Annotated in this window: 23 protein-coding genes; 9 read left to right on the forward strand and 14 right to left on the reverse strand. The window is 33.7% G+C overall.

Translation table 11 applies throughout. The annotated features are described in order from the left end of the window. Positions 1–31: 31 nt before the first annotated feature. From BBG48_RS02800 to rplQ, 7 genes are read left to right on the forward strand one after another with little or no spacing between them, the layout of a single operon-like run. Positions 32–298, forward strand: a complete 267-nt coding sequence (locus tag BBG48_RS02800) for a KOW domain-containing RNA-binding protein (protein WP_068912568.1) — start codon at positions 32–34, stop codon at positions 296–298. Positions 299–309: 11 nt separating this feature from the next. Next, positions 310–528, forward strand: coding sequence for a translation initiation factor IF-1 (gene infA, locus BBG48_RS02805; protein WP_068912570.1), 219 nt, complete (start codon positions 310–312; stop codon positions 526–528). A gap of 29 nt (positions 529–557) precedes the next feature. Next, positions 558–671 carry a 50S ribosomal protein L36 gene (gene rpmJ / locus BBG48_RS02810; protein WP_068912571.1) on the forward strand — a complete coding sequence of 38 codons (114 nt, stop codon included), beginning with the start codon at positions 558–560 and terminating at the stop codon, positions 669–671. Between the two features lie 24 nt (positions 672–695). Next, positions 696–1,058 (forward strand): 30S ribosomal protein S13, encoded by a 363-nt coding sequence (gene rpsM / locus BBG48_RS02815; RefSeq protein WP_068912573.1) that lies wholly within the window; start codon positions 696–698, stop codon positions 1,056–1,058. 24 nt (positions 1,059–1,082) lie between these two features. Then, the gene (gene rpsK, locus BBG48_RS02820) at positions 1,083–1,484 is read left to right on the forward strand and encodes a 30S ribosomal protein S11 (RefSeq protein ID WP_068912575.1); all 402 of its coding nucleotides are present in this window, start codon (positions 1,083–1,085) and stop codon (positions 1,482–1,484) included. Between the two features lie 41 nt (positions 1,485–1,525). Then, positions 1,526–2,467: a DNA-directed RNA polymerase subunit alpha gene (locus BBG48_RS02825; RefSeq protein WP_068912577.1), complete on the forward strand. Its 942-nt coding sequence runs from the start codon at positions 1,526–1,528 to the stop codon at positions 2,465–2,467. 17 nt (positions 2,468–2,484) lie between these two features. Then, on the forward strand, positions 2,485–2,826 hold the full coding sequence (gene rplQ / locus BBG48_RS02830; RefSeq protein ID WP_068912578.1) for a 50S ribosomal protein L17: 342 nt from the start codon (positions 2,485–2,487) through the stop codon (positions 2,824–2,826). 485 nt (positions 2,827–3,311) lie between these two features. Here rplQ and BBG48_RS02835 read toward each other — a convergent pair whose 3' ends face one another. The 14 genes from BBG48_RS02835 to BBG48_RS02900 all read right to left on the reverse strand — a co-directional run bounded on the left by BBG48_RS02835 (position 3,312) and on the right by BBG48_RS02900 (position 17,812). Further along, positions 3,312–3,563, reverse strand: a complete 252-nt coding sequence (locus tag BBG48_RS02835) for a transposase (RefSeq protein WP_408608347.1) — start codon at positions 3,561–3,563, stop codon at positions 3,312–3,314. A gap of 226 nt (positions 3,564–3,789) precedes the next feature. After that, positions 3,790–4,224: a hypothetical protein gene (locus tag BBG48_RS02840; RefSeq protein ID WP_068912580.1), complete on the reverse strand. Its 435-nt coding sequence runs from the start codon at positions 4,222–4,224 to the stop codon at positions 3,790–3,792. A 166-nt stretch (positions 4,225–4,390) separates the two neighbouring features. Then, positions 4,391–4,924: a restriction endonuclease subunit S gene (locus BBG48_RS02845; protein ID WP_199560374.1), complete on the reverse strand. Its 534-nt coding sequence runs from the start codon at positions 4,922–4,924 to the stop codon at positions 4,391–4,393. 389 nt (positions 4,925–5,313) lie between these two features. Beyond that, positions 5,314–7,650 (reverse strand): stalk domain-containing protein, encoded by a 2,337-nt coding sequence (locus BBG48_RS02850; protein ID WP_068912581.1) that lies wholly within the window; start codon positions 7,648–7,650, stop codon positions 5,314–5,316. After that, positions 7,650–8,120, reverse strand: a complete 471-nt coding sequence (locus tag BBG48_RS02855; protein ID WP_456297785.1) for a hemoblobin-interacting domain-containing protein — start codon at positions 8,118–8,120, stop codon at positions 7,650–7,652. The genes BBG48_RS02850 and BBG48_RS02855 overlap by 1 nt, the downstream gene beginning before the upstream one ends. A 489-nt stretch (positions 8,121–8,609) precedes the next feature. Further along, the gene (locus BBG48_RS02860) at positions 8,610–9,503 is read right to left on the reverse strand and encodes a radical SAM protein (RefSeq protein WP_068912584.1); all 894 of its coding nucleotides are present in this window, start codon (positions 9,501–9,503) and stop codon (positions 8,610–8,612) included. A gap of 216 nt (positions 9,504–9,719) precedes the next feature. Continuing rightward, positions 9,720–10,622 (reverse strand): RnfABCDGE type electron transport complex subunit B, encoded by a 903-nt coding sequence (locus tag BBG48_RS02865; protein ID WP_068912586.1) that lies wholly within the window; start codon positions 10,620–10,622, stop codon positions 9,720–9,722. 9 nt (positions 10,623–10,631) lie between these two features. Continuing rightward, the gene (gene rsxA, locus BBG48_RS02870; RefSeq protein WP_068912588.1) at positions 10,632–11,207 is read right to left on the reverse strand and encodes an electron transport complex subunit RsxA; all 576 of its coding nucleotides are present in this window, start codon (positions 11,205–11,207) and stop codon (positions 10,632–10,634) included. Positions 11,208–11,217: 10 nt separating this feature from the next. Continuing rightward, positions 11,218–11,823: an electron transport complex subunit RsxE gene (gene rsxE / locus BBG48_RS02875; RefSeq protein WP_068912589.1), complete on the reverse strand. Its 606-nt coding sequence runs from the start codon at positions 11,821–11,823 to the stop codon at positions 11,218–11,220. Between the two features lie 18 nt (positions 11,824–11,841). Further along, entirely contained in the window at positions 11,842–12,420 is a 579-nt protein-coding gene (locus BBG48_RS02880) for an RnfABCDGE type electron transport complex subunit G (RefSeq protein WP_068912591.1), read from the reverse strand. After that, positions 12,410–13,369 carry an RnfABCDGE type electron transport complex subunit D gene (locus tag BBG48_RS02885; protein ID WP_068912592.1) on the reverse strand — a complete coding sequence of 320 codons (960 nt, stop codon included), beginning with the start codon at positions 13,367–13,369 and terminating at the stop codon, positions 12,410–12,412. Before BBG48_RS02885 ends, BBG48_RS02880 begins: the two co-directional genes overlap by 11 nt. 14 nt (positions 13,370–13,383) lie before the next feature. Then, positions 13,384–14,736 (reverse strand): electron transport complex subunit RsxC, encoded by a 1,353-nt coding sequence (rsxC, locus tag BBG48_RS02890; RefSeq protein ID WP_068912594.1) that lies wholly within the window; start codon positions 14,734–14,736, stop codon positions 13,384–13,386. A gap of 926 nt (positions 14,737–15,662) precedes the next feature. Next, entirely contained in the window at positions 15,663–17,126 is a 1,464-nt protein-coding gene (locus BBG48_RS02895; protein WP_068912595.1) for a HAMP domain-containing sensor histidine kinase, read from the reverse strand. After that, positions 17,123–17,812, reverse strand: a complete 690-nt coding sequence (locus BBG48_RS02900) for a response regulator transcription factor (RefSeq protein WP_068912597.1) — start codon at positions 17,810–17,812, stop codon at positions 17,123–17,125. Before BBG48_RS02900 ends, BBG48_RS02895 begins: the two co-directional genes overlap by 4 nt. A 355-nt stretch (positions 17,813–18,167) precedes the next feature. Between BBG48_RS02900 and BBG48_RS02905 the strand changes: the two genes are divergently transcribed. Together BBG48_RS02905 and BBG48_RS02910 are read left to right on the forward strand one after the other, a co-directional pair. Beyond that, on the forward strand, positions 18,168–19,709 hold the full coding sequence (locus BBG48_RS02905) for an ABC transporter substrate-binding protein (RefSeq protein WP_068912598.1): 1,542 nt from the start codon (positions 18,168–18,170) through the stop codon (positions 19,707–19,709). A 304-nt stretch (positions 19,710–20,013) separates the two neighbouring features. Beyond that, entirely contained in the window at positions 20,014–20,949 is a 936-nt protein-coding gene (locus BBG48_RS02910; RefSeq protein WP_068912600.1) for an ABC transporter permease, read from the forward strand. Positions 20,950–20,954 lie beyond the last annotated feature (5 nt).

Consider the following 20,954-nt stretch of genomic DNA (forward strand, 5'->3'; position numbering starts at 1 on the left):
TAAATATTTTAGTTTCTTGTAAGGATAGTATATGGATTTTGAAAAAGGACAATTGGTAAAAAGCAAGGCCGGAAGAGATAAAGGGGAGTACTTCCTTATATATGATATAGTAGACGACAAAAATGTGCTTATTGTGGACGGAAAAATAAGAAGACTTGAAAAACCCAAGCTTAAAAAAAAGATTCATTTATCAAAAGTAAACAAAAAATCCAACATTTTAGATACAATAGATAAAAATGATATGCAATCACAAAACAAGAAAATAAAAAGAGAAATAGATTCACTAATACAAGAGTAATAGGAGGTTATATGGCAAAAAGCGACGTCATTGAAATGGAAGGAACTATAGTAGACGCACTTCCTAATGCACGTTTCAAAGTGACTTTAGAAAACGGATTTGAAATTATAGCCCACATATCCGGAAAGCTAAGAATGAACTTTATAAGGATTTTACCTGGAGATAAGGTGACAGTTGAGCTTTCACCGTACGATTTGACCAAGGGAAGAATAACTTGGAGAAAAAAATAGTCTCCATTTTCAGTTAGGAGGTAATATAGATGAAGGTAAGACCATCGGTAAAACCAATGTGTGAAAAATGCAAGGTAATAAAAAGAAAAGGCAGAGTTATGGTCATTTGCGAAAACCCTAAACATAAGCAAAGACAAGGCTAAGCTAAGCATAATTAGGAGGAAAATATGGCACGTATTGCTGGTATAGATTTACCAAGAGACAAAAGAATAGTTATAGGACTAACTTATATCTACGGCATTGGCTCAAAGACTGCAGAAAATATCATTGCAGCCACTGGAATTGATGAAAATACAAGAGTCAAAGATTTGACACCAGAAGAAGAAAACTTACTTAGAAAAGAAATCGAAAACTACACAGTAGAAGGAGACCTTAGAAGAGAAGTTACTTTAAACATTAAAAGACTAAGAGACATCAGATGCTATAGAGGACTTAGACACATGAAAGGACTTCCAGTTAGAGGTCAAAAAACTAAAACAAATGCGAGAACAAGAAAAGGTCCAAAGAGATTAGTTGGTAGAAAGAAATAAAACGAAGGAGGGGAGTAAAAAAATATGGCAAAAGCAGGAGCTAAAAAAGTAGCAAGAGTCAGAAGAAAAGAACGTAAAAATATCGAAAAAGGACAGGCACATATCCAGTCTTCATTTAACAATACAATAGTAACATTATCTGACGTACAAGGTAACGCAATATCTTGGGCTAGTTCAGGACAATTAGGTTTCAAAGGTTCAAGAAAATCTACACCGTTTGCAGCACAACTAGCAGCAGAAACTGCTACAAAAGCAGCAATGGAACATGGATTAAAATCTGTAGATGTTTATGTAAAAGGACCAGGTTCAGGTAGAGAAGCAGCAATAAGAGCTCTTCAAGCAACAGGACTTGAAATAACTATGATAAAGGACGTAACACCAATACCTCATAACGGTTGCAGACCACCTAAGAGAAGAAGAGTCTAAGATAACCCCAAAAATTATTTAACCGCAAGGAGGGTTGTTACTTGTTAGAAATCGAAAAACCAAATGTCGAAGTCTTAACCTTAGAAGAAGATTACGGTAAATTTGTTTTAGCACCTCTAGAAAGAGGCTTTGCTATGACAATAGGTAACTCATTAAGAAGAACACTACTATCCTCATTACCAGGCTGTGCAGTAACAGCAATAAAAATTGATGGAGTAATGCATGAATTTTCAGCTATCAAAGGAGTAAAAGAGGACGTAGTAGAGCTGATATTGACATTTAAAGAATTAGCAATGAAGATGATAAGTGGCACAGAGGCAGTGCTAAAAATAGAAGCCAAAGGTGCTGGAGAAATCACAGCAGGAGACATAATATGTCCGGCTGAAGTTGAAATAGTAAATAAAGACCTTCACATAGCTACTTTAGATGAAGATGCAGACCTAAATATAGAAATATATGTAAATAAAGGCAGAGGCTATATTTCAGCAGACACAAACAAACAAAAAGGTCTGCCGCTAGGAGTATTACCTGTAGACTCAATCTATACACCAATCAAAAAAGTAAACTATACAACAGAAAAAATTGGTGTGATGGAAGACTCAGAAATTGAAAAACTAGAAATAGAAATATGGACTAACAAAGCAATAAACGTAAAAGATGCCTTGTCATTGTCGTCAAAGATTTTAGTAGAACACTTAAATCTGTTCATAGACATGACACAAAGCATAAACTCCATGGAAATCATGGTAGAAAAAGAAGAAGATGTAAAGGGCAAAGCCCTAGAGATGACAATAGAAGAACTCGATTTATCAGTAAGGTCATATAACTGTTTGAAACGTGCAGGAATAAACACACTAGAACAACTTACTGAAAAGACAGAAGATGAAATGATGAAAGTGAGAAACTTGGGAAAAAAATCTCTAGAAGAAGTCACCCAAAAACTCCACGAACTTGGATTTAATCTAAAATCGAGCTACGAATAAAATAATTAGGAGGAAATATGGCAACCTACAGAAAATTAGGCAGAGTGACATCTCATAGAAACCTTATGCTCAGAAACCTCACTACAGAAGTATTGAGACACGGCAAAATAACTACAACAGTTACAAGAGCAAAAGAAACTAGAAGAATGGTAGAAAAGATGATTACTCTTGGTAAAAAGGGTGATTTAGCAGCAAGAAGAAAGGCACTAGCGTATATCATGGATGAGGCAATAGTTTCAAAAGTATTTAACGAAACTGCTACTGAATACAAAGATAGAAACGGTGGCTACACTAGAATAACCAAGCTAGGAAATAGAAGAGGCGATGCAGCTCCAATGGCTATATTAGAATTAGTATAATTCTGATATAGTCCATAGATGCCAAATGGAGTTAAAATCTCATAAAAATTAATTATAACCGGTTAATGAGATTGGGCGTTGATTTTAAATATTTAAAAGCAAAAAAACCGCGAGGGCAACCTGCGGTTTTTTTGTGTATAGTGTAAATGAATAAACTTTTCGTTATTTGTATACAAAAATGGTTCTATAATATTTGTAACAGATATTATAGAACCATTTTAAATTATACCAATTATTTACCATCTTTTTTAGGTTCTTTGTCAATAGCAGGGTGAAAAATAATTAATACTAATATACCTTTAAAATCGTAGTATAATAAATTTATATCTCACTTATCCATTTTCTTAATGTTATACTTTTTACCATTTCATTCGTTAGCTTATTTATTGTTTTACATAATCTGTTAATTACATCTTTTAATGTTTTAAATACTTCATTCTTGAACCCCATAGAACAGATTTATTTCAATATCTGTTCTATGGGGCTCATTTCCGGTGTATATGGTGGTATATGTAGTATACATTATCAGGTATATCTAATCCTTTTGATTTATGCCACAGTGCTTTGTCACAAACCAATATAATCATATCTTCTTCATATTCTGATGATAACCGGTTTATAAATACATTCATACAATCTGTGTTGCAATTTGGCATTACTAAAAAGAAAATTTCTCCTGTCTTTGGTTCTACTGCTGCGTACACATATCTGCAATCTCTTATGTGATGGCATGGCACTGTTGGTCGGATTTACTCGTTACACCAACAATACCTTGGTTTGTTTATTCGTCCAAATCCTGCTTTGTCTTGAAACATTAGCCTTACTCTTTTATTAGGGTAATAGTTTTCTAAATTCTTTACTGTTTTTTTAATTTTTTTGAGGTTTCTATTGCCTCTTCACTTGCTTTGTTTGGATGCTTACTCCTTGGCATTATTTGACTATAAATTTAAAGGTATGTCAGTATTAGTTTCTATCTGCAACCTGTTTCGTTGTTTCTATTTTTTTATCTACCCATATAACAACATCTTTTATTACAAGTTTCTCCACAACCTTTATGAAATCTTCCATAAATCGAAAATCAATCTCACTATCAGCCATAGGCACCTTTATAATAGTATTTTTTAGTCCTATTTTTGTTGCTTTGGCATTATAGTTAAATCTTTCTTTAATTACTTTTTGTATTGCTCCCATAAGGTACAGTGCACTATGTTTATTCATCTTCTTATTTTGCAATACACTCGTTGCACCATGCCCATCTTTCAAGTAAAACAGTGTTTCTAAATAAACGATATTTTGATTATTAGAATGGATAAGAATGGTCGGCAAAGCATTTTGATTATTTAAAACGCTGTCTACTAAAGATATATGGCTAATAATTCCATTGTTTTCAATAGCCATAAAAAGGATACTTAGCACCATTGCAAGAAAGTTTATCTAAATGTAATGGATTAAGTTCTTTAATAGAAGTTTGCCAATCTAAAATATCCTCTAATCTAATCTTGTCTGTCTAAAGAAGCTTCGGACAATCCGTTAAACTTGTCAAGTATATTCTCATCATATTTAGTTAAATGATAATCTTTAAGTCCAGTTGCCACAAGATACGCTTCGAGTTCCCGATAAATTTTTCCATATAGGAAAAATTTATCTTACCCTTTAACAATGGTACTGATATTCTGAAATCCCATTCTTTTAGTTTAGAACTCGATAGTTGATTGCCATATCCAAATTTGTTTGCCAAACTTTTTTTGATAACCGATGCGAAATAAACACCCGTTTTATTATTAAAATCCATATCTTTTAGCTTTAATGTATGAATTTTCATCTCTACACTTGCACAATATGGGTGATAAAATACATCTCCAAAAAAATTAACAGATATAAAATTCTCAAAGTGCCTTGCCCTATCATTTGATTCAGTATCATATTCTCCAATAATACCATTATCAAATGATTTAGCTGAAACTCTTTTTATTTTTCCTGTCTTTAATTCTTCAGAAGATAATAAAGAACCTGTGCCTATTTTAAAAAGTTCTCCAATCCTAAATTCTTTCCATAAAATGGACCCAATGTCAAGGACAAAATAAAAAAACCTATGCACTTAAAAGCTGATTTGTGTATTGAGTAGGAGTCAGCTTTTTCATATTCCACTGACTTCTATGATTTATGTATTCTTTCTTTACCAAGTATTTGGGGATCTAGTCCAGCTTCACTAAATATCTGTGTTGCAGTTTTTCTTATATTTGTATGTTGATTTGCAATAATTATTGCAAATCAACATACAAAAAATGGACACAATTACTGCATCCATTTCCTGTAAAGTTTTAACTTTTTACTCTTTTTTCTTCTTTAAAGGGCTTTCATTTCCATAAAATTATTTGCCGCCAAGAGGGCAATCATGGAGATCGGTTCAACTCTGATAATACTTCCTTCTGGGCTAGAGTCCTTGTCCCCATGTGCCTAAATATTTTTCCTGCCTTTCTTCCAGGATTATTTTAAGATAGCTCTTTTAATGATTACTTCTTTTGTAACCCCATTCCAGATGATGTCCTTGCCATCTACTAGTCCTAGTGCTCTTGCAATGTTTGCGAATGGAAGCATTGTCCTACCGTTTTTAAGGATTGGTTTTACGTCACTTTCGAACACTGAACCATTTACAATTATTTGATTTGTATCCACTGGTATTTTAACTACTGTGTCTTTATCTGTTAAGATTACTGTTCTGTTTGTATTGTCCCATTCTACTTCAAACCCTAAGGCTTCTGCTATAAATCTAACAGGTAGCATAGTTCTATTGTTAGATATAAATGGGTCTACATCCATTACCACTTCTTTTTGAACACCATTTACTGTAACTACAAGAGTCTTTGAACCGATAACTAATTTAGAATCCATCTTTATTTCTACTGGAGCCTTTGTTTCGCTAGTTGGCTTAGATGGCTTAGTCTTCTCAGACCCACCATAGGCACTATATCTTCTATAGGAATTATTGCCAGCACTTGGCCTATCAGGACTTTCTCCACCAGGAGTAGCCGGATCTTCTTTTGGACTCACAAATACTAAGGTTCCATTCTCAAAATAAGTATTGTCTGCCAATTTAGCATAGACAATAGGCTTAATAATTTTCACACCTGCTGGTAGCTTATTTATTTTTATTTCATAGCCACCTTCTACAGACTTAACCTCATAGTCCTCCATAGGCATTTCTTGTTTTTTGTATTTTGGAGTAGGGGTGCTGATAGCATCTAGGCCTGTAGCTTGGTTTGCTGGCTTAAAGTCTTCTTCTTTAACATAATTTAACTTAAAGAAAAACTTGTCATTTTTTCCAATTTTACCTGCACCTTGTAAAGTGCTTGCAATTTTAATTGTATTGTCTTTCAATGCAGTATATTTTTTTCCATTATGAGGATTTACTTGGTCTTTTGTTCCTAAAACTTCATAGTTTACTAGGGCTTTCTTAGTAAAATCTCTAAATAAACCTGATTTTTTACCATTTACTTTTTTATATGGAATTTTTTCCATTTCCTCTAATTCGGCTTGATTTATATCTCCTTTTTTTAATAATTCCTTTGCCCTTGTAATGGCTTTTTTAATATCGCCCTTTACATTTTTATCTTGATATTCAATAGCAGAATTATCAACTACGTCTTCATTAAAAGACTTCATATAGGCATCTAATGCTTCTTTAGCCTTCTTTAGTCTTTCAGAATCCACTTTAGCATTGGCATCTTCCTTTTGTTTTGGATCTTCTGATTTTACAACTGTGTTTATAATTTTATCGCCTTCGTAATTAACCCTAAAAGTATATTTTACACCCTCTGATTCATATTCGAAGGGCTTATCTTGTTCAACGATTGAATCTTTAAATGCCTCTTTTGCAGTATAATTAAATTCAGTTCGATCGATATAATAAGTTGGCAAATCTTTAAACTCAGCAATTTTTGCACCATCTGAAACATTTACAAAATTTTCCTTTTGATCACCATTTGCATAGAGATGAACCTTTACAACTGGTTTTTGTTCCGGAAGCTTTGCATCACCTTCAGCTTTCCATTCGACAGTAAATTGCTTTGTTGTATAATATTTTTTAATATTAGCTTCACCTTCAACCAATTTTAATTTTGGTAATTCAGCCTTTATAACTTTAGTTTCTACAAATGCATCTTTACCAACAACCTCAAGCTTAGGTGCAATTAGAGTGATCTTCTTGTTGTTTGCCAACCCATTCCAACTAATAGCCTTAAGTTCAGGTAATTTAACCTCGCCCTCAATCATGTTGTTTTGGAAAGCATTAGTCTCAATAAGTTCAAGCTTCGGTGCATCAATACCAGTAATTTTGTTACTTTCAAACGCATAGCTATCTACCTTCCACACATTAGGAAGAGAAATTTTGCCAGATATTTCATTGCCTCGAAATGCATTTGATCCAATATATTGCAAGCTATTTGGAAATTTAACATCAGTCAGCCCCATGTTCTCAAAGCTACCGTCCATAATAGCTTCAACACCTTCAGGGATTATAATTTTTTCCGGTTTGTCATATCTGCTATTAAGGCAACTTCCCCTATCTGGACTCAAGGTTTTAAGGTTAACTGTTTCACCATAATTATAATATTTATAAGTCCCGTTCTCTTTCTTTACAAGACGAACCAAATCATATTCTCTATCAATAATAGAGTAATCGGCACCATAATATCCTTCTTTTAAAGTGTAATATCCGTCTTTATCTAGCTGTGGACCACCATATGCCAATACATTTGCGCTTAGTATCACATTGAAAAAAATAAGCGCCGCGACAAGAGTCGCAAAAAAATTCTTTTTATTCATTATTCTCCTCCAAATTCAAATCCAGAAATATCTGTTTCAAAATCTTGAACATATCCTATATTCACACCATCTTTTACATCGAAACTGTATCCCTCTGTTCTAGTTACTGAGCCATTTATATCTGAACATTCAATATAATACTTGTCTGATGAAACCCCATCAAAATTTGAAACAGGTATATCGACATTGTAGTATCCATCAAGTCCAGTTCCTCTATAAAATTTGTAGCCTTTAGATACAATTTCAATAGGATTGTCCTTTAGAACTAGTGCATGGTTTTCAATTATGATCTTTCCATTTTCTGTTCGAAATCTATAATTTTGATCGCCGGTAGTGGTGCCTTCTTTATAGTAATATTGTTTGTTTAATTGTATGGAATTTATATTTTCCATCCATTGTTTTTGTTTCTCAGTAGGCTCATTATTTTTAAATCTTATCTCTAAGTATCCTGATGAAAAATCAAAAGCAATTCCTTGGGTACTTCTTTTTGTCCATTTGCAAAAGCATTCCTAAATGGAATTGATGTAATTAGCAGACAAAATACTAATAGTAACGCCAAATGTATTTACATTTATTTTTCCTCCTTTATATTATATAACGCTAAACGATAGCGACTATCATTATTAGTATAGATAAATAGATAAGATTTGTCAATTTATTTTAAAATTTATTTTTGTTAATCAGGGTTAACCTTCTGGCCAAAATTACAATATTTTAAACTTTAAGCCTAGTTATCTTTATATAAATTTCAGTAAAAATTTACAAAGTATAAAATTTATATAAGGTTTTTTCATTATCTTAAATGATTTTTTATCTGCAGTAATATTTATTTTATTTAATTACAATATGTAAAGCACAAAATGTTGGTTTTTATTTTTGCATGATATGTTGTAAAATATATTTAACAAAGGGCTATATAAAAAATATATAACCCTTGATAATGTCACATATACATTTAATTAAAGACCGGTTTCTACAGCGTACATATCTCTTATTCGTTTGCTATATGCAAAATCATGTCTTTTTAAAGCGGCGTCAATTTGATTTAAAATTGATTTTTTATCTTTATTCAAAACACCTTTTATGTGGGCATAATTTGAAACGTGGTTGCTCCTAACAATTGTATTTTTAAGCTCCAGCTTTTCTATCAGTGCCTTTGTTTCAAAAAGTATTTCTATTGGAGTAAGCTCTTCAAATTCTTTATTTTGTACCTGTTCATATATTTCAGTGCCGGTTTTTACTAGTAGTGTCATTAGCCCAAGGTAAGTTGGGTTAATTTTATTTAAAACTTCTGCTGTAGCATTTATATGTTCTTTGCTATCATTTATCCCGCCAAGACCCATTATAACTGTAACAGATAGGTCAAAACCGGCATCTGTTAGCATATTACAGGCTTTTACTATCTGCTGAGAGGTAGCGTGCTTTTTGATGTCTTTTAAAACTTTATCTGAGCCTGACTCTATTCCTAGGTAGGCTAATTTCGCTCCATGGGTGACAAGATTTTTTAGCTGCTCAGGTGTTTTAGTCATAACTGATGCAGGTGAGGCATAAAAAGAAACTCTGTCTAATCTTGGAAATAATTTTTCAATATATAAAAGAATTTCCATTAAATCATCATATTTCATCACCAGTGCATCGCCATCGGCTAAAAATATTCTTTGCACCTGATTGCCGTAGTGATTTTTGCCATAGAGCAAATCTTCTTTAATTTCTTTGACAGATCTTATGCGGAATTTTTGCTCCTTATACATAGCACAAAAAGTGCATTCATTTTGTGAACAGCCGACTGTCGCCTGCACTATCAGACTATATGCCTCACTAGGTGGTCTATATACAGTTCCTTCGTATTTCATGTGTTCTCCTTTGATTTTTATAAAAAATGGAATGATTTTAAGTTTTGTATTAGTTCAAAATCTAAAAAAATATAATTAAAATTTTTAAAAGTTACAGTTGAACGAAGCTCGCCCCTACTATTTGTAAAAAATATAAATACATTATACATTAAAATATCTTTTTTATAAAGAAAAACGGATAAATCCTTTTGGGTTTATCCGTTTTTAAAAGTATAATTACATTTCTTTTTCTGCTACTGGTTCAGTTGCATCTGCTTTTGTTTCAGCAGCTATTACTTTATCTTCAGCAGTTGGCTTTTCGACAGCTACCGGCTGTTTTTTCTTTATTTCTTTACCTTTGATAGCGTGAGTTGGGCATTTATTTACACAGATGTTGCATTGTTTACATTTTTCGTAATCAATTACAGGTAAATTATTGAGCATTTCTATTGCACCAAATGGGCAACTTTTAGCACATATACCGCAACCTATGCAGCCTACTTTACAAAGAGAAGTTACATCTTTTCCTCTGTCATGAGAGCTACAGTTTATATATACCTTTTGAGTTTCAGGTTTAAGAGAAATTATTGCCTTAGGGCAAGCCTCTATACATTTTTTACATGATGTACATTTTGCCTCATCCACATGAGCTATGCCATCAGTACCAATGTATATAGCGTCAAATTTACATACTTTTGTACAAGTGCCAAGACCCATACATCCGTATCTGCAGCCTTTTGAGCCACCTTGAGCAATTACTGCGGCTCTACAGTCTGCTATACCGATATAGCTTGCTTTTTCGACTGCATTTTCACTTGTACCGTTACAATGTACAACAGCTACATTTCGCACTCCTGCTCCTGCCTCTACACCCATAATTGCAGCTACTTTTGCAGCTACTGCTGCACCACCTACGGGGCATCCGTTTACAGGAGCTTTGCCCTCTACTACGGCTGCTGCCAAACCGGCACATCCAGGAAAACCACACCCACCGCAGTTAGCTCCGGGTAATACTTCTGTAATTTTTTCTTGTCTTTCATCGATTTCTACAGCGAATTTTTTTGATGCAATAGCTAGACCGGCTGCAAATACAAATCCCATTAATGAAAGGCTCACTACAGAGTTTATAATTATGTCCATTTTATCCTCCTATTTGCCTAATCCGCTAAATCCTAAAAACGCTATTGCCATTAATGCCGCTGAAATCATTGCTATAGGGAAACCTTGGAACGACTTTGGTATGTCAGAAAGCTCCAATCTTTCTCTTATACCTGCAAAAAGCACTATAGCAAGGGTGAAACCTAGAGCACCACCTAGTCCGTTAAATATTGTTTCTATAAGATTATAGCCGTTAGAAATATTTAATATAGCAACACCAAGCACTGCACAGTTTGTAGTAATCAGTGGTAGATATACACCTAGTGACTGATAAAGTGTAGGCGAAGATTTTTGAATTACCATTTCAACAAACTGAACAAGTGCAGCTATAACTAGGATAAATGCAATTGTTTGTGTGAACTCTATATGTAGCTTAACAAGTAATAATTGAACAAGCCAAGTTATTATAGATGCTAATACCATAACGAATGTAACTGCCATACCCATTCCCAGTGCAGTTTCAACTTTTTTAGAGACACCTAAGAAAGGACATATTCCCAAAAACTTAGACATACAAAAGTTATCTACTAGGATTGAGATAAGCAGAATTGACATTATTTTTGCCATTTAGTCCTCCTTATGCTCTTTTTGTAATTTTGTTAAATGCTGCTATAAGACCACCAAAGACAAGGAATGCTCCTGGTGGAAGTATTGCTATTAAAGCAGGCTGATAACCAAATTGATTTAATATATCATGATTAAATATTGTACCGTTTCCGATTAATTCTCTGATTGAACCCATTATAGTAAGGGCAATTGTAAAGCCTATACCATTACCGATACCATCACCAAAAGATGGAAGAGGGGGATTTTTGTAAGCGTAGCCCTCAGCTCTTGCCAGTATGATACAGTTAACAACTATAAGTGGGATAAATAAGCCAAGGGCATCGTAGAGAGATGGCACAAAGGCTTGCAAGCAAAATTGAACTACAGTAACTAGTGATGCGATTAGTACAACGAAGATAGGTATTCTTATTTTACTTGGGATTATTTTTCTAAGAATAGATGTAAGTAGGTTTGCGAAAGCAAGTACAAATGTTGCTGACAATCCCATACCAAGACCATTTATAGCTGATGTAGTAGTAGCAAGCGTTGGGCAAGTACCAAGTACCTGGACAAAGGTTGGGTTTTCATCTATTATCCCATTTTTCAGGGCACCAAAGAAACTCTTCTTTTCTTCCATTAGTTCCTCCTTATTAGATTATTTAAGTTTGCTGTAAGTGTCTATAGCGATGTTAACGCCTTTTGTTACAGCATTAGATGTAATTGTTGCACCGGATATTGCTACTATGCTATTATCAGCAGTAGCAGTATTTTTTTCTACTTTCAGTTCTTCAGTTTTTTTGTCTGTATATTGACCATAAAATGGTTCTAAAGCGGCTTTTGCTCCAAGACCTGGGGTTTCACTCATAGAACCCATTCTTATACCGGCTATTTTGTCATCAGTTGCTATACCTGTAGTAACTTCTACGTCACCGCCGTAACCCTTTGTAGCAGTTTTTATTGTATAGCCGATTGTATTGCCGGAAGCATCTACAGCCTCATAGATTTCTTTTATAGCAGGGTCATATTTTTCATCAGCACCATTTGCTGCCTTGTATACTTCTTTAAAGTCTTTTGCTCCTGTAAGAAGAGCTTGTCTTGCCTCATTATCCTTTTGGATTTGCTGCTGTTTGATAATTGGGTCAGTAAGGGTAAATACATAAGCTACCAATGCAGTACATACTGCCGTTATAGCAAAAAGTATAAATCCAAATTTTACAACTTCATTATTTTTCATTTTTCTTTACCTCCCCAAAAACTCTAGGTCTTACTTGTCTTTCGATAAGAGGAGTACATACGTTCATAAGTAGGATTGAGTAAGAAACACCTTCAGGATATCCACCAAAGTACCTGATAACTGAGGTGAGCAGTCCACATCCAAATGCGTAAATAATCTGTCCTTTAACTGTAAGTGGTGAAGTAGCATAATCTGTAGCCATAAAAAATGCCCCAAGCATTAAGCCGCCACCAAATACGTTATACATTATCATGGAGGAATCAAATCCTGAGAACGCATAAGCTAATATTGCAACTGTAAGTATATATACAGCAGGTATTACATATGTTATAACGCCTCTATAAATTAGGTAAATTCCGCCTAATATTAGAAGTAAAGCACTTGTTTCTCCCAAGCTGCCAGGTATGTTTCCAAGGAACATATCCATGATACCGGTTCTTTGTACAACATCAGATTGTTTTATAAAAGCTAGTGGAGTAGATGTAGAAACTATATCTACAGATTTTGTAATAGGTAGTGTCCAAGCTGTCATTTGTACTGGCCAAGAAGCGAGTAATAATGCTCTTGCAACTAGTGCAGGGTTCATAAAATTCATACCCAAGCCGCCAAATAATTGCTTAGCTACAGCTATTGCAAAAAATCCGCCAACAAATGTCATCCACCATGGAGCAGATGCAGGTACGTTAAATGCAAGTAATAGACCTGTAACTACTGCTGATAAATCATTGATAGTAATCGGTTTTTTTAAAATTTTTTGCATTAAATACTCAGCTAAAACTGCACCAACAATACTAGATATAATATTTATGATTGCACCAGTTCTAAAAAAGTAAATGCTTGCAATTGCCGCAGGGGCAAGAGCAATAAGCACATCTCTCATTACGGACTGCACACTTTCACTAGACCTTATATGAGGAGATGAGGCTATGGTTAAATTTGGTTTTTCCATATTTTCCCCCTTATTTATTTTGCCTGAGCGGCTTGTTGTTTAGCTTGCTCTCTTCTGCGAGCTGCTTGTATCTGAGCCTTTGCTACTCTTATTGATTGTAATAAAGGTCTTTTTGATGGACATATAAATGAGCAAGAGCCACATTCTATACAGTCGATAGCATGATATTCTTCAGCTTTTTCAAAATTTTCTCTTAAAGAATATGCACTGATATATAATGGCTCTAAAGAAACAGGACATACACTAACACACTTTGCACATCTCATGCAGTTTTGTGTTTCTCCAATTTTTGCCTCTTCTGATGTGAAACATAGTATTCCTGATGTACCTTTATTAGCAGGAACATCAGTTCTAGCTAGAGCTACGCCCATCATCGGACCACCTGAAATTACTTTTGCTAAATCGTCTTTAAATCCGCCGGTCATTTCTACTATGTCACTATACAAAGTGCCAATTCTAAATCTAAAGTTTCCCGGATTGTTTACTCCGCCACCGGTAACTGTACATACTCTGTCTATAAGAGGCATACCTGTACGAAGAGATTTTGCAATCTGAGCGGCAGTTGCTACGTTATCCACAACAACACCTGCATCTGCTGGCAAGCCGCCTGATGGCACTTCCTTGCCGGTACATACATTGATAAGCTGTTTTTCTGCACCTTGAGGGTATTTAGTTTTTAGAGTGATGACCTTGATGTTTGGATATTTTTTCACCGCATCCGTCATTTTTGATATACATTCAGGCTTGTTGTCCTCAATACCTATGTAACCGTTTTGTATGCCTAGAATTTTTAATATAGCTCTTAGACCATCTACAACGTCCTGAGTTTCTTCTAGCATTAACCTATGGTCACAGGTTAAATATGGTTCACATTCTGCACCATTTAATATGGCTGTATCAACTGTCTTTCCTTCAGGAATTTTTAGCTTTACATGAGTAGGGAAAGTTGCCCCACCCATACCAACAAGACCAATTTCCTTTACAACCTCTAACAGTTTTTCAGCAGAAAGTTCATCGACAGTACCGTATGGCTTAATACTAGGGTCGACTTCGTAATTACCATCGTTTTCAATTACTACACATACAGCTCTATTTCCAGTGTTAACTACCATTTCCTTGACATCAATTACTTTGCCGGAAACTGATGAATGGATTGGTGCAGAAACAAACCCTAAAGGTTCGCCTATCCTTTGACCAACCTTGACAAAATCTCCTTTAGCTACTAGAGATTTGCATGGAGCACCAATATTTTGGATAAGTGGTATGTAAACAGTGGCAGGAGCATCGATAGTAACAACTTGTAAATTTTCTGTCTTTTCTTTGTTATGCTTTGGATGTATACCACCCTTAAAAGTTGTTAATTGCATGATTACCTCCGTGAATAAAAAAGTGTCGGTACAATTTATCTTTGCACTGTTTAGTAAAAATCCAGTAAAACAGTGTGAATAAAATGTCAAACAATACTAATACATTCTATATCAAAAGAGGAAAAAAAACAACAAATTTTGTAACTTTAAGCATTTTTTATTCAATTTTAATTGAAAATGATGTCGGAATGCAAAAATACTAAATTAAGACAAAAATAAAATAGACAAAATCTACCGTAGTCTTACAGTAAATTTTGTCTATTTTATTTTTATGATATCAATGTATAAATTTTAAAAATAAATATCTAAAATTCTTGAGTAATAAAATTATCTAGCAGATTTTGAGTCTTTAGCTATAGAGTAAACACCTGCAAATAATACTACATTTACAATAGCAGTAGCTAACATGATACGCCTCCAAAAAAATTTAAATTTAAAAATTTGATAAACTATTTAGAAAATTTTGAATTTTTTACTATAGAATAAATTCCAACAAACAATACTACATTTATAAGAGCTGTTAATAACATAATCAACCTCCAAAATTTCTTCAATTATTTCAAATTGATAATATATATAAAATGTGTTAAACAAACTAATTTTAAAACTGTACTTATTAAGTGCTGTTTTATATTGTATATATACACATTGATTTTAATAATAAACGAAAAAATATAAAAAAATGAAATTTTTCTGTCAAAATTTGATTATAACGTTGAAATATAAAAGAAAAAATTTTTTAAATTATGAAATATAAATTTCATTTTTGCTAAAATTTTTAAAAATTAAAATAAGTTATAGTGAAAATTTAAAAGCCCAATCCTAGTATTTAAATGATACGGATGGGCTTTTGAATTAAAAATTTTGGTTATAGATTTTTAATTTTTAAAATCCTTATGAACACTTTTTATAATTTTGTTCAATATTTATTTTTTAAATTCAAAATAAAAACTGGTTTTATCATTTTTATTGGACTTGGCGTAAATGTTTATGTCATGTTTTTTGGCTATATAGCTACATATTGCTAGACCAAGTCCAGTACCGGTAGAGTTTTGCCTATCTAGGCTCATATAGTATTCGTTAAATACATAGGGCAGGTCTTTTTCGTCTATTCCATCGCCGTAGTTTGTTATGCTGACTTTTATTATATCACTTAAATTTTGAGTTTTTATTGTTATGTCTGTATTTTCGTAGGAAAATTTTATTGCATTATCTAGTACGGTGATAAACATTTGTCTTATTCTGCTATAGTCAGCGTTTATTTCAAAATAGGCTATATCTTCTTCTAATTTAATAGTTCTATTTAGTTTTTTGGCTAGTGGTCTGCACATTCTAGCGGCGTCTTGTACCACTTGGCATAGGTCTATTTTATCTTTTACTATTTTATAATCAGGGCTTTGTAATCTTGACAGCTCCAGCAGGTCGTTGACCATGCTTTCCAAATGTATGCTCTCGTTTAGTGCGATTTGTTGATATTCTTCTATATTTTTTGGGTCTGTAATTACTTTGTCGCAAAGGGTTTCTAAGCTACCTCTTATAACAGATACCGGCGTTCTAAGCTCGTGGGATATATTTGTGATGTATCTTTTTCTCGTTAATTCTGCCTGATTTGAGTCATTTTGAGCCTGCAATAGTATATAGGAGAGTTCATCAATATTTTTTGCAAGTACGCCCACTTCATTTTGTTGCTCTACGCCCGTTGTCGCACTATAGTCTCCATCAATAATGGTATCAGTTGCTTTTTTTATTTTTTTCAGTGGTAATACTATTATATTTGAGAAAAATAGCGATGGTATCAAGGCGATGGGTAGTGAACCGCAGATTGCAAGTAATAGTATGGCTGAGGACTCTTTTATATAGCTGTTTATTGATACTGCTCTTTTGAATACTAAGGTTACTCCGTATATTGTCTGATTTGTGTCTTTTATAGGCGATGCAATGACTAGGCTTTCTTGAAAAATGGATTGACTATGTTTTTCTAAAAATTCTGTTTTGCCGTCTTTATAGCATTTATCTATGAGCTGTCTTAAATCTTTTGGTATAGAGGAATAGGAAATGTTAAATTTTCCAAATTCTACATGGATTGTCTTGTTGTAATCGTCTACTATCCAAATGTTGCTAAGAGGGATTTCTTCTATAAATTTTACATATTTGCCCAAGCCTAGGTTTTCTTCGTAGGTCAGATGGTCATTTTCTCCTGAACGCAGATTTCTAAAAAAAGGCAATAGGGTGTAGGAAATGGCGTCAGCCTTTTGTATGAAATGCCTTCTGCTGGCATCTCTTGAGTTTTTGTCATAAATGACAATAAACATCATGTATAGCACCAAGGAAAATATTATCAATATTATATAAATTCTAGTAAATATTTGGTAAAAAAGGCTTTTTTTCATTTTAACTCCTCAAATTTATAACCCTTTCCCCATACGGTGCTTATCTGCCAGCTTGGGTGTGGTACAGCGTCAAGCTTGGAACGTAGCCTTTTTATATGAGAGTCGATTATCCTCATATCTCCAAAATATTCAGAGCCCCAAATCAAGTCAAGTAGATTATCCCTAGTAAATACTCTGCCGGCTCTGCTTGCCATTACATATAAAAGCTCTATTTCTTTTTTTGTAAGATTTATATTTGTGTCATTGATTTTTACGCTGAATTTTTTGATGGAAATTTTTAAATCATCATGTATAAAATCTTTTTGTGACTCAAATTCTTTGTTGGAGTCAAGTCTCCTCAGTACAGCTCTTACTCTTGCCATAACCTCTGCTGGCGAAAATGGTTTTACTATATAATCGTCAGCACCCAAGTCCAAGCCCATAATCTTTTCAAAATCTTCGCCTTTGGCTGTAATCATAATTATTGGTATGTTGGAGTGTTGTCTAATGAGTTTACAGACTTGGAAACCGTCTTTTTTTGGCATTGCAATATCCAAGAGTATCACACTTATATCGTTGTTTTCAAATATATCAAGAGCCTGTTGACCTTCAAAGGCTTTATATACTTTGTAACCCTCTTTGCAAGAGTATTCGCTTAATATATTTACTAATTGTAAATTGTCGTCTGCTATTAATATGGATGTCATTTTCCCTCCTTGGCAAAATTTTTCGCAGTTTTAATTATATTATATAGAATAGAAAAATATTTACAATAAAATATGGCAATATTAACCATAATATGAAAAAAAACTCAAAGCAAAATTCAAAAAAATTTATAAACAAAGTAATTGTATATCTCTAAATAGCCTTATAAAGAAATTATAATTTATTTATGTTTTAGCACAACTAATTCATACTGAATTAAAATTTTACAAGAAATTCAAAATGTATTTACAAAAAATTGTAAAAAAAGACATACTTTTGACATAATTTTATATTATCATTTAATTAAGCTTATGAAAAGGATATCATAAACCTAATTTTTAATCTAGGAGGTTCAGTATGAAAAAATTTTTAATGCTGGCACTTTCTGCAACCCTATTATTGACTGGTTGCTTTGGTGCAGGAGAAAAAAAGGACAGCGGTACAAAAGACTCTTCAAAAACAGAAACTACAGCCACATCCGGCGGTCACAAAGAAGAACTTATCATAGGTACATCTGCCGACATCAACAACTTAGACCTACAAAAACAGCAAGACGCAGTAAACAACATAGTGTTAAAACTTACACACGAAACCTTGGTATTTTTCACAAATGAAGGTACATTTGAGCCAAGACTATGTACATCTTGGGAGTTTGAAGACGACACACACATTGTATTTAAATTACACGATGGCATGAAATTCTCTGATGGGTCACCACTTACAGCAGAAGATATCAAATTTACATACGATATGGGACTCAAAAACGAATTAAGCGTATTAAAAGGACTAAAACAAGTAGACGTAGTAGACCCACTTACAATTAAACTTACAATAGACAGCTACTCTAACGAATTTGTTCAATCACTATCCTCAGTACCAGTAAGCATCCAATCTAAAAAAGCTTACGAATCCGGTATGAAAGAGCCTTACCTAATCGGCTCAGGACCATACAAACTTGAAAAATGGGAACCTGACGAATATGTTACATTCGTTAAAAACGAAAATTATTGGGGCGATAAACCTGGCGTTAGCGAAAGAATTACATTCAAACCTATAAAAGAGGCATCCACAAGAGCAATTGCACTTCAAAATGGCGAAATAGATGTATGTATTGACCCATCAATGGACAACCTACCTGATTTGGAAAAGGACGAAAACGTAACAGTATTCACAAAACCGGGTACAAGATTATTCTACCTAGGCTTTAACGTTACAAAAGCACCTTGGGACAACCTAAAACTAAGACAAGCAGTAGCTCACGCAATAGACAGAAAAGGTATAATCGATGTAGTATTACAGGGCAAAGGCTTACCACAGACAACTGTATTAAATAGAGGACTATGGAGTTTCTACGATGATATGCCTGGTTTCCCTTACGATGTTGAAAAAGCAAAAGCAGCATTAAAAGAGTCAGGATATACACCAGGAGAAAAACTTCCTCTATTAATAAGCAACGAAACTGATTACTCACAAGTAGCACAATTTATCCAAGCTAACCTAAAAGAAATAGGCTTAGATATAGAAATTCAGACAGTAGAACCTGCTACACTTAAAACCGAATGTGTAAACTTAACTCAAGGCTTATACCTATGGAGATGGAACGAAGACAGTAAAGTAGACTTTGTATTCAGAGATTTATTCTACACAGGCTCTAAGAGTAACTACAGTCATTTCTCTGACCCTAAAGCAGATGAGCTTACAGATTTAGTTCTTACAGAAAAAGACTCTCAAAAACGTCTTGAGGACTCTAAACAATTACAAGAATACTTGGTAGAACAAGTGCCACAAGTACCACTTTATATCAAAGATTTGTTAATAGCTTACAACAAAAATCTAAAAGGCACTTACCTATATGGCGGAGGAAATCACGACTGGAGATTTGCTTACGTAGAACAGTAAAACTTAATAGATAAATTTTGCTAAATAAAATAAATTATAACAACCATCCTATCTTAATAAATTTAAAAAAGTGGCATTTAAAACTAAATATAAATTTAAGTTTTAAATGCTGCTTTTAATTTTAAAATTAAATTAATCCATTTCTAATTAATTAAGAAATTGCAAAAGCAAAGCTTATATATTAGGCTTGATTTTAAACAAAATAAAATACGAAAATAATGAAATTTTTGAATATAATTACATTAATTTGATAATTCACGATAAAAACGTTTATAAATAGACGATTGCGAATAGAGGTTTGACAATGGGACGCTATTTTTTAAAAAGATTACTTTTAATGATACCGGTTATCTTTGTAACGTCTTTTTTGATATACGCTGCAATGAATATGACCAGCGGAGATGTAGCACTATCTCTTGCACCTGAAAATGCCAGCGATGCTCAAATAGAGCTTATTAGAAAAGACTTAGGCTTGGACCAGCCATTTATTGTGAGATATGTAAAATATATGACCGGTATGCTAAAAGGGGATTTGGGCGTATCATACATAACTGGTAAGGATGTTTTCAAAACATATATGCAAAGATTGCCAGCTACTATGGAGCTTGCGATTACATCTGTATTGGTTTCTGTATTTATTGCTATACCCCTTGGTATTTATACAGCTATACATCAAAATACTTGGAAAGATAACTTAGGTATGGTATTTGCACTTTTTGGAGTATCAATGCCAAACTTTTGGCTAGGGCTTATGCTTATGCTGTTTTTTTCACTTAACCTCGGCTGGCTTCCGTCCAGCGGTAGACATGGGTTTACATCTGTAATCCTGCCTGCACTCACAGTTGGTTTAGGCTTAGCTGCCTTAATCACTAGGACAACACGTTCTTCGATGCTGGATGTGCTTAGACAAGACTATATGACCACAGCAAGAGCTAAGGGAGCAAATGAAAAAAGAGTAATTTTTAACCATGGACTAAAAAATGCACTTATACCTATAATTACAGTTATAGGAATGCAGCTTAGTAATGTACTTACTGGTTCAGTATTGGCAGAAACAGTATTTTCTTGGCCGGGTGTAGGCAGACTAATTTTTGACTCAATATCAAAAAGGGATACACCTATGGTAACCGGTGCTATTATAATGTCTTGTGTACTTATGAGCATAGTAAATCTATTGGTTGATTTTGTGTATGCCTTTTTTGACCCTAGAATAAAAGCTCAATACGTTAAGAAGAAATAGGGAGG

This window comes from Criibacterium bergeronii, from assembly GCF_001693775.2.
GTDB lineage: Bacteria > Bacillota > Clostridia > Peptostreptococcales > Filifactoraceae > Peptoanaerobacter > Peptoanaerobacter bergeronii.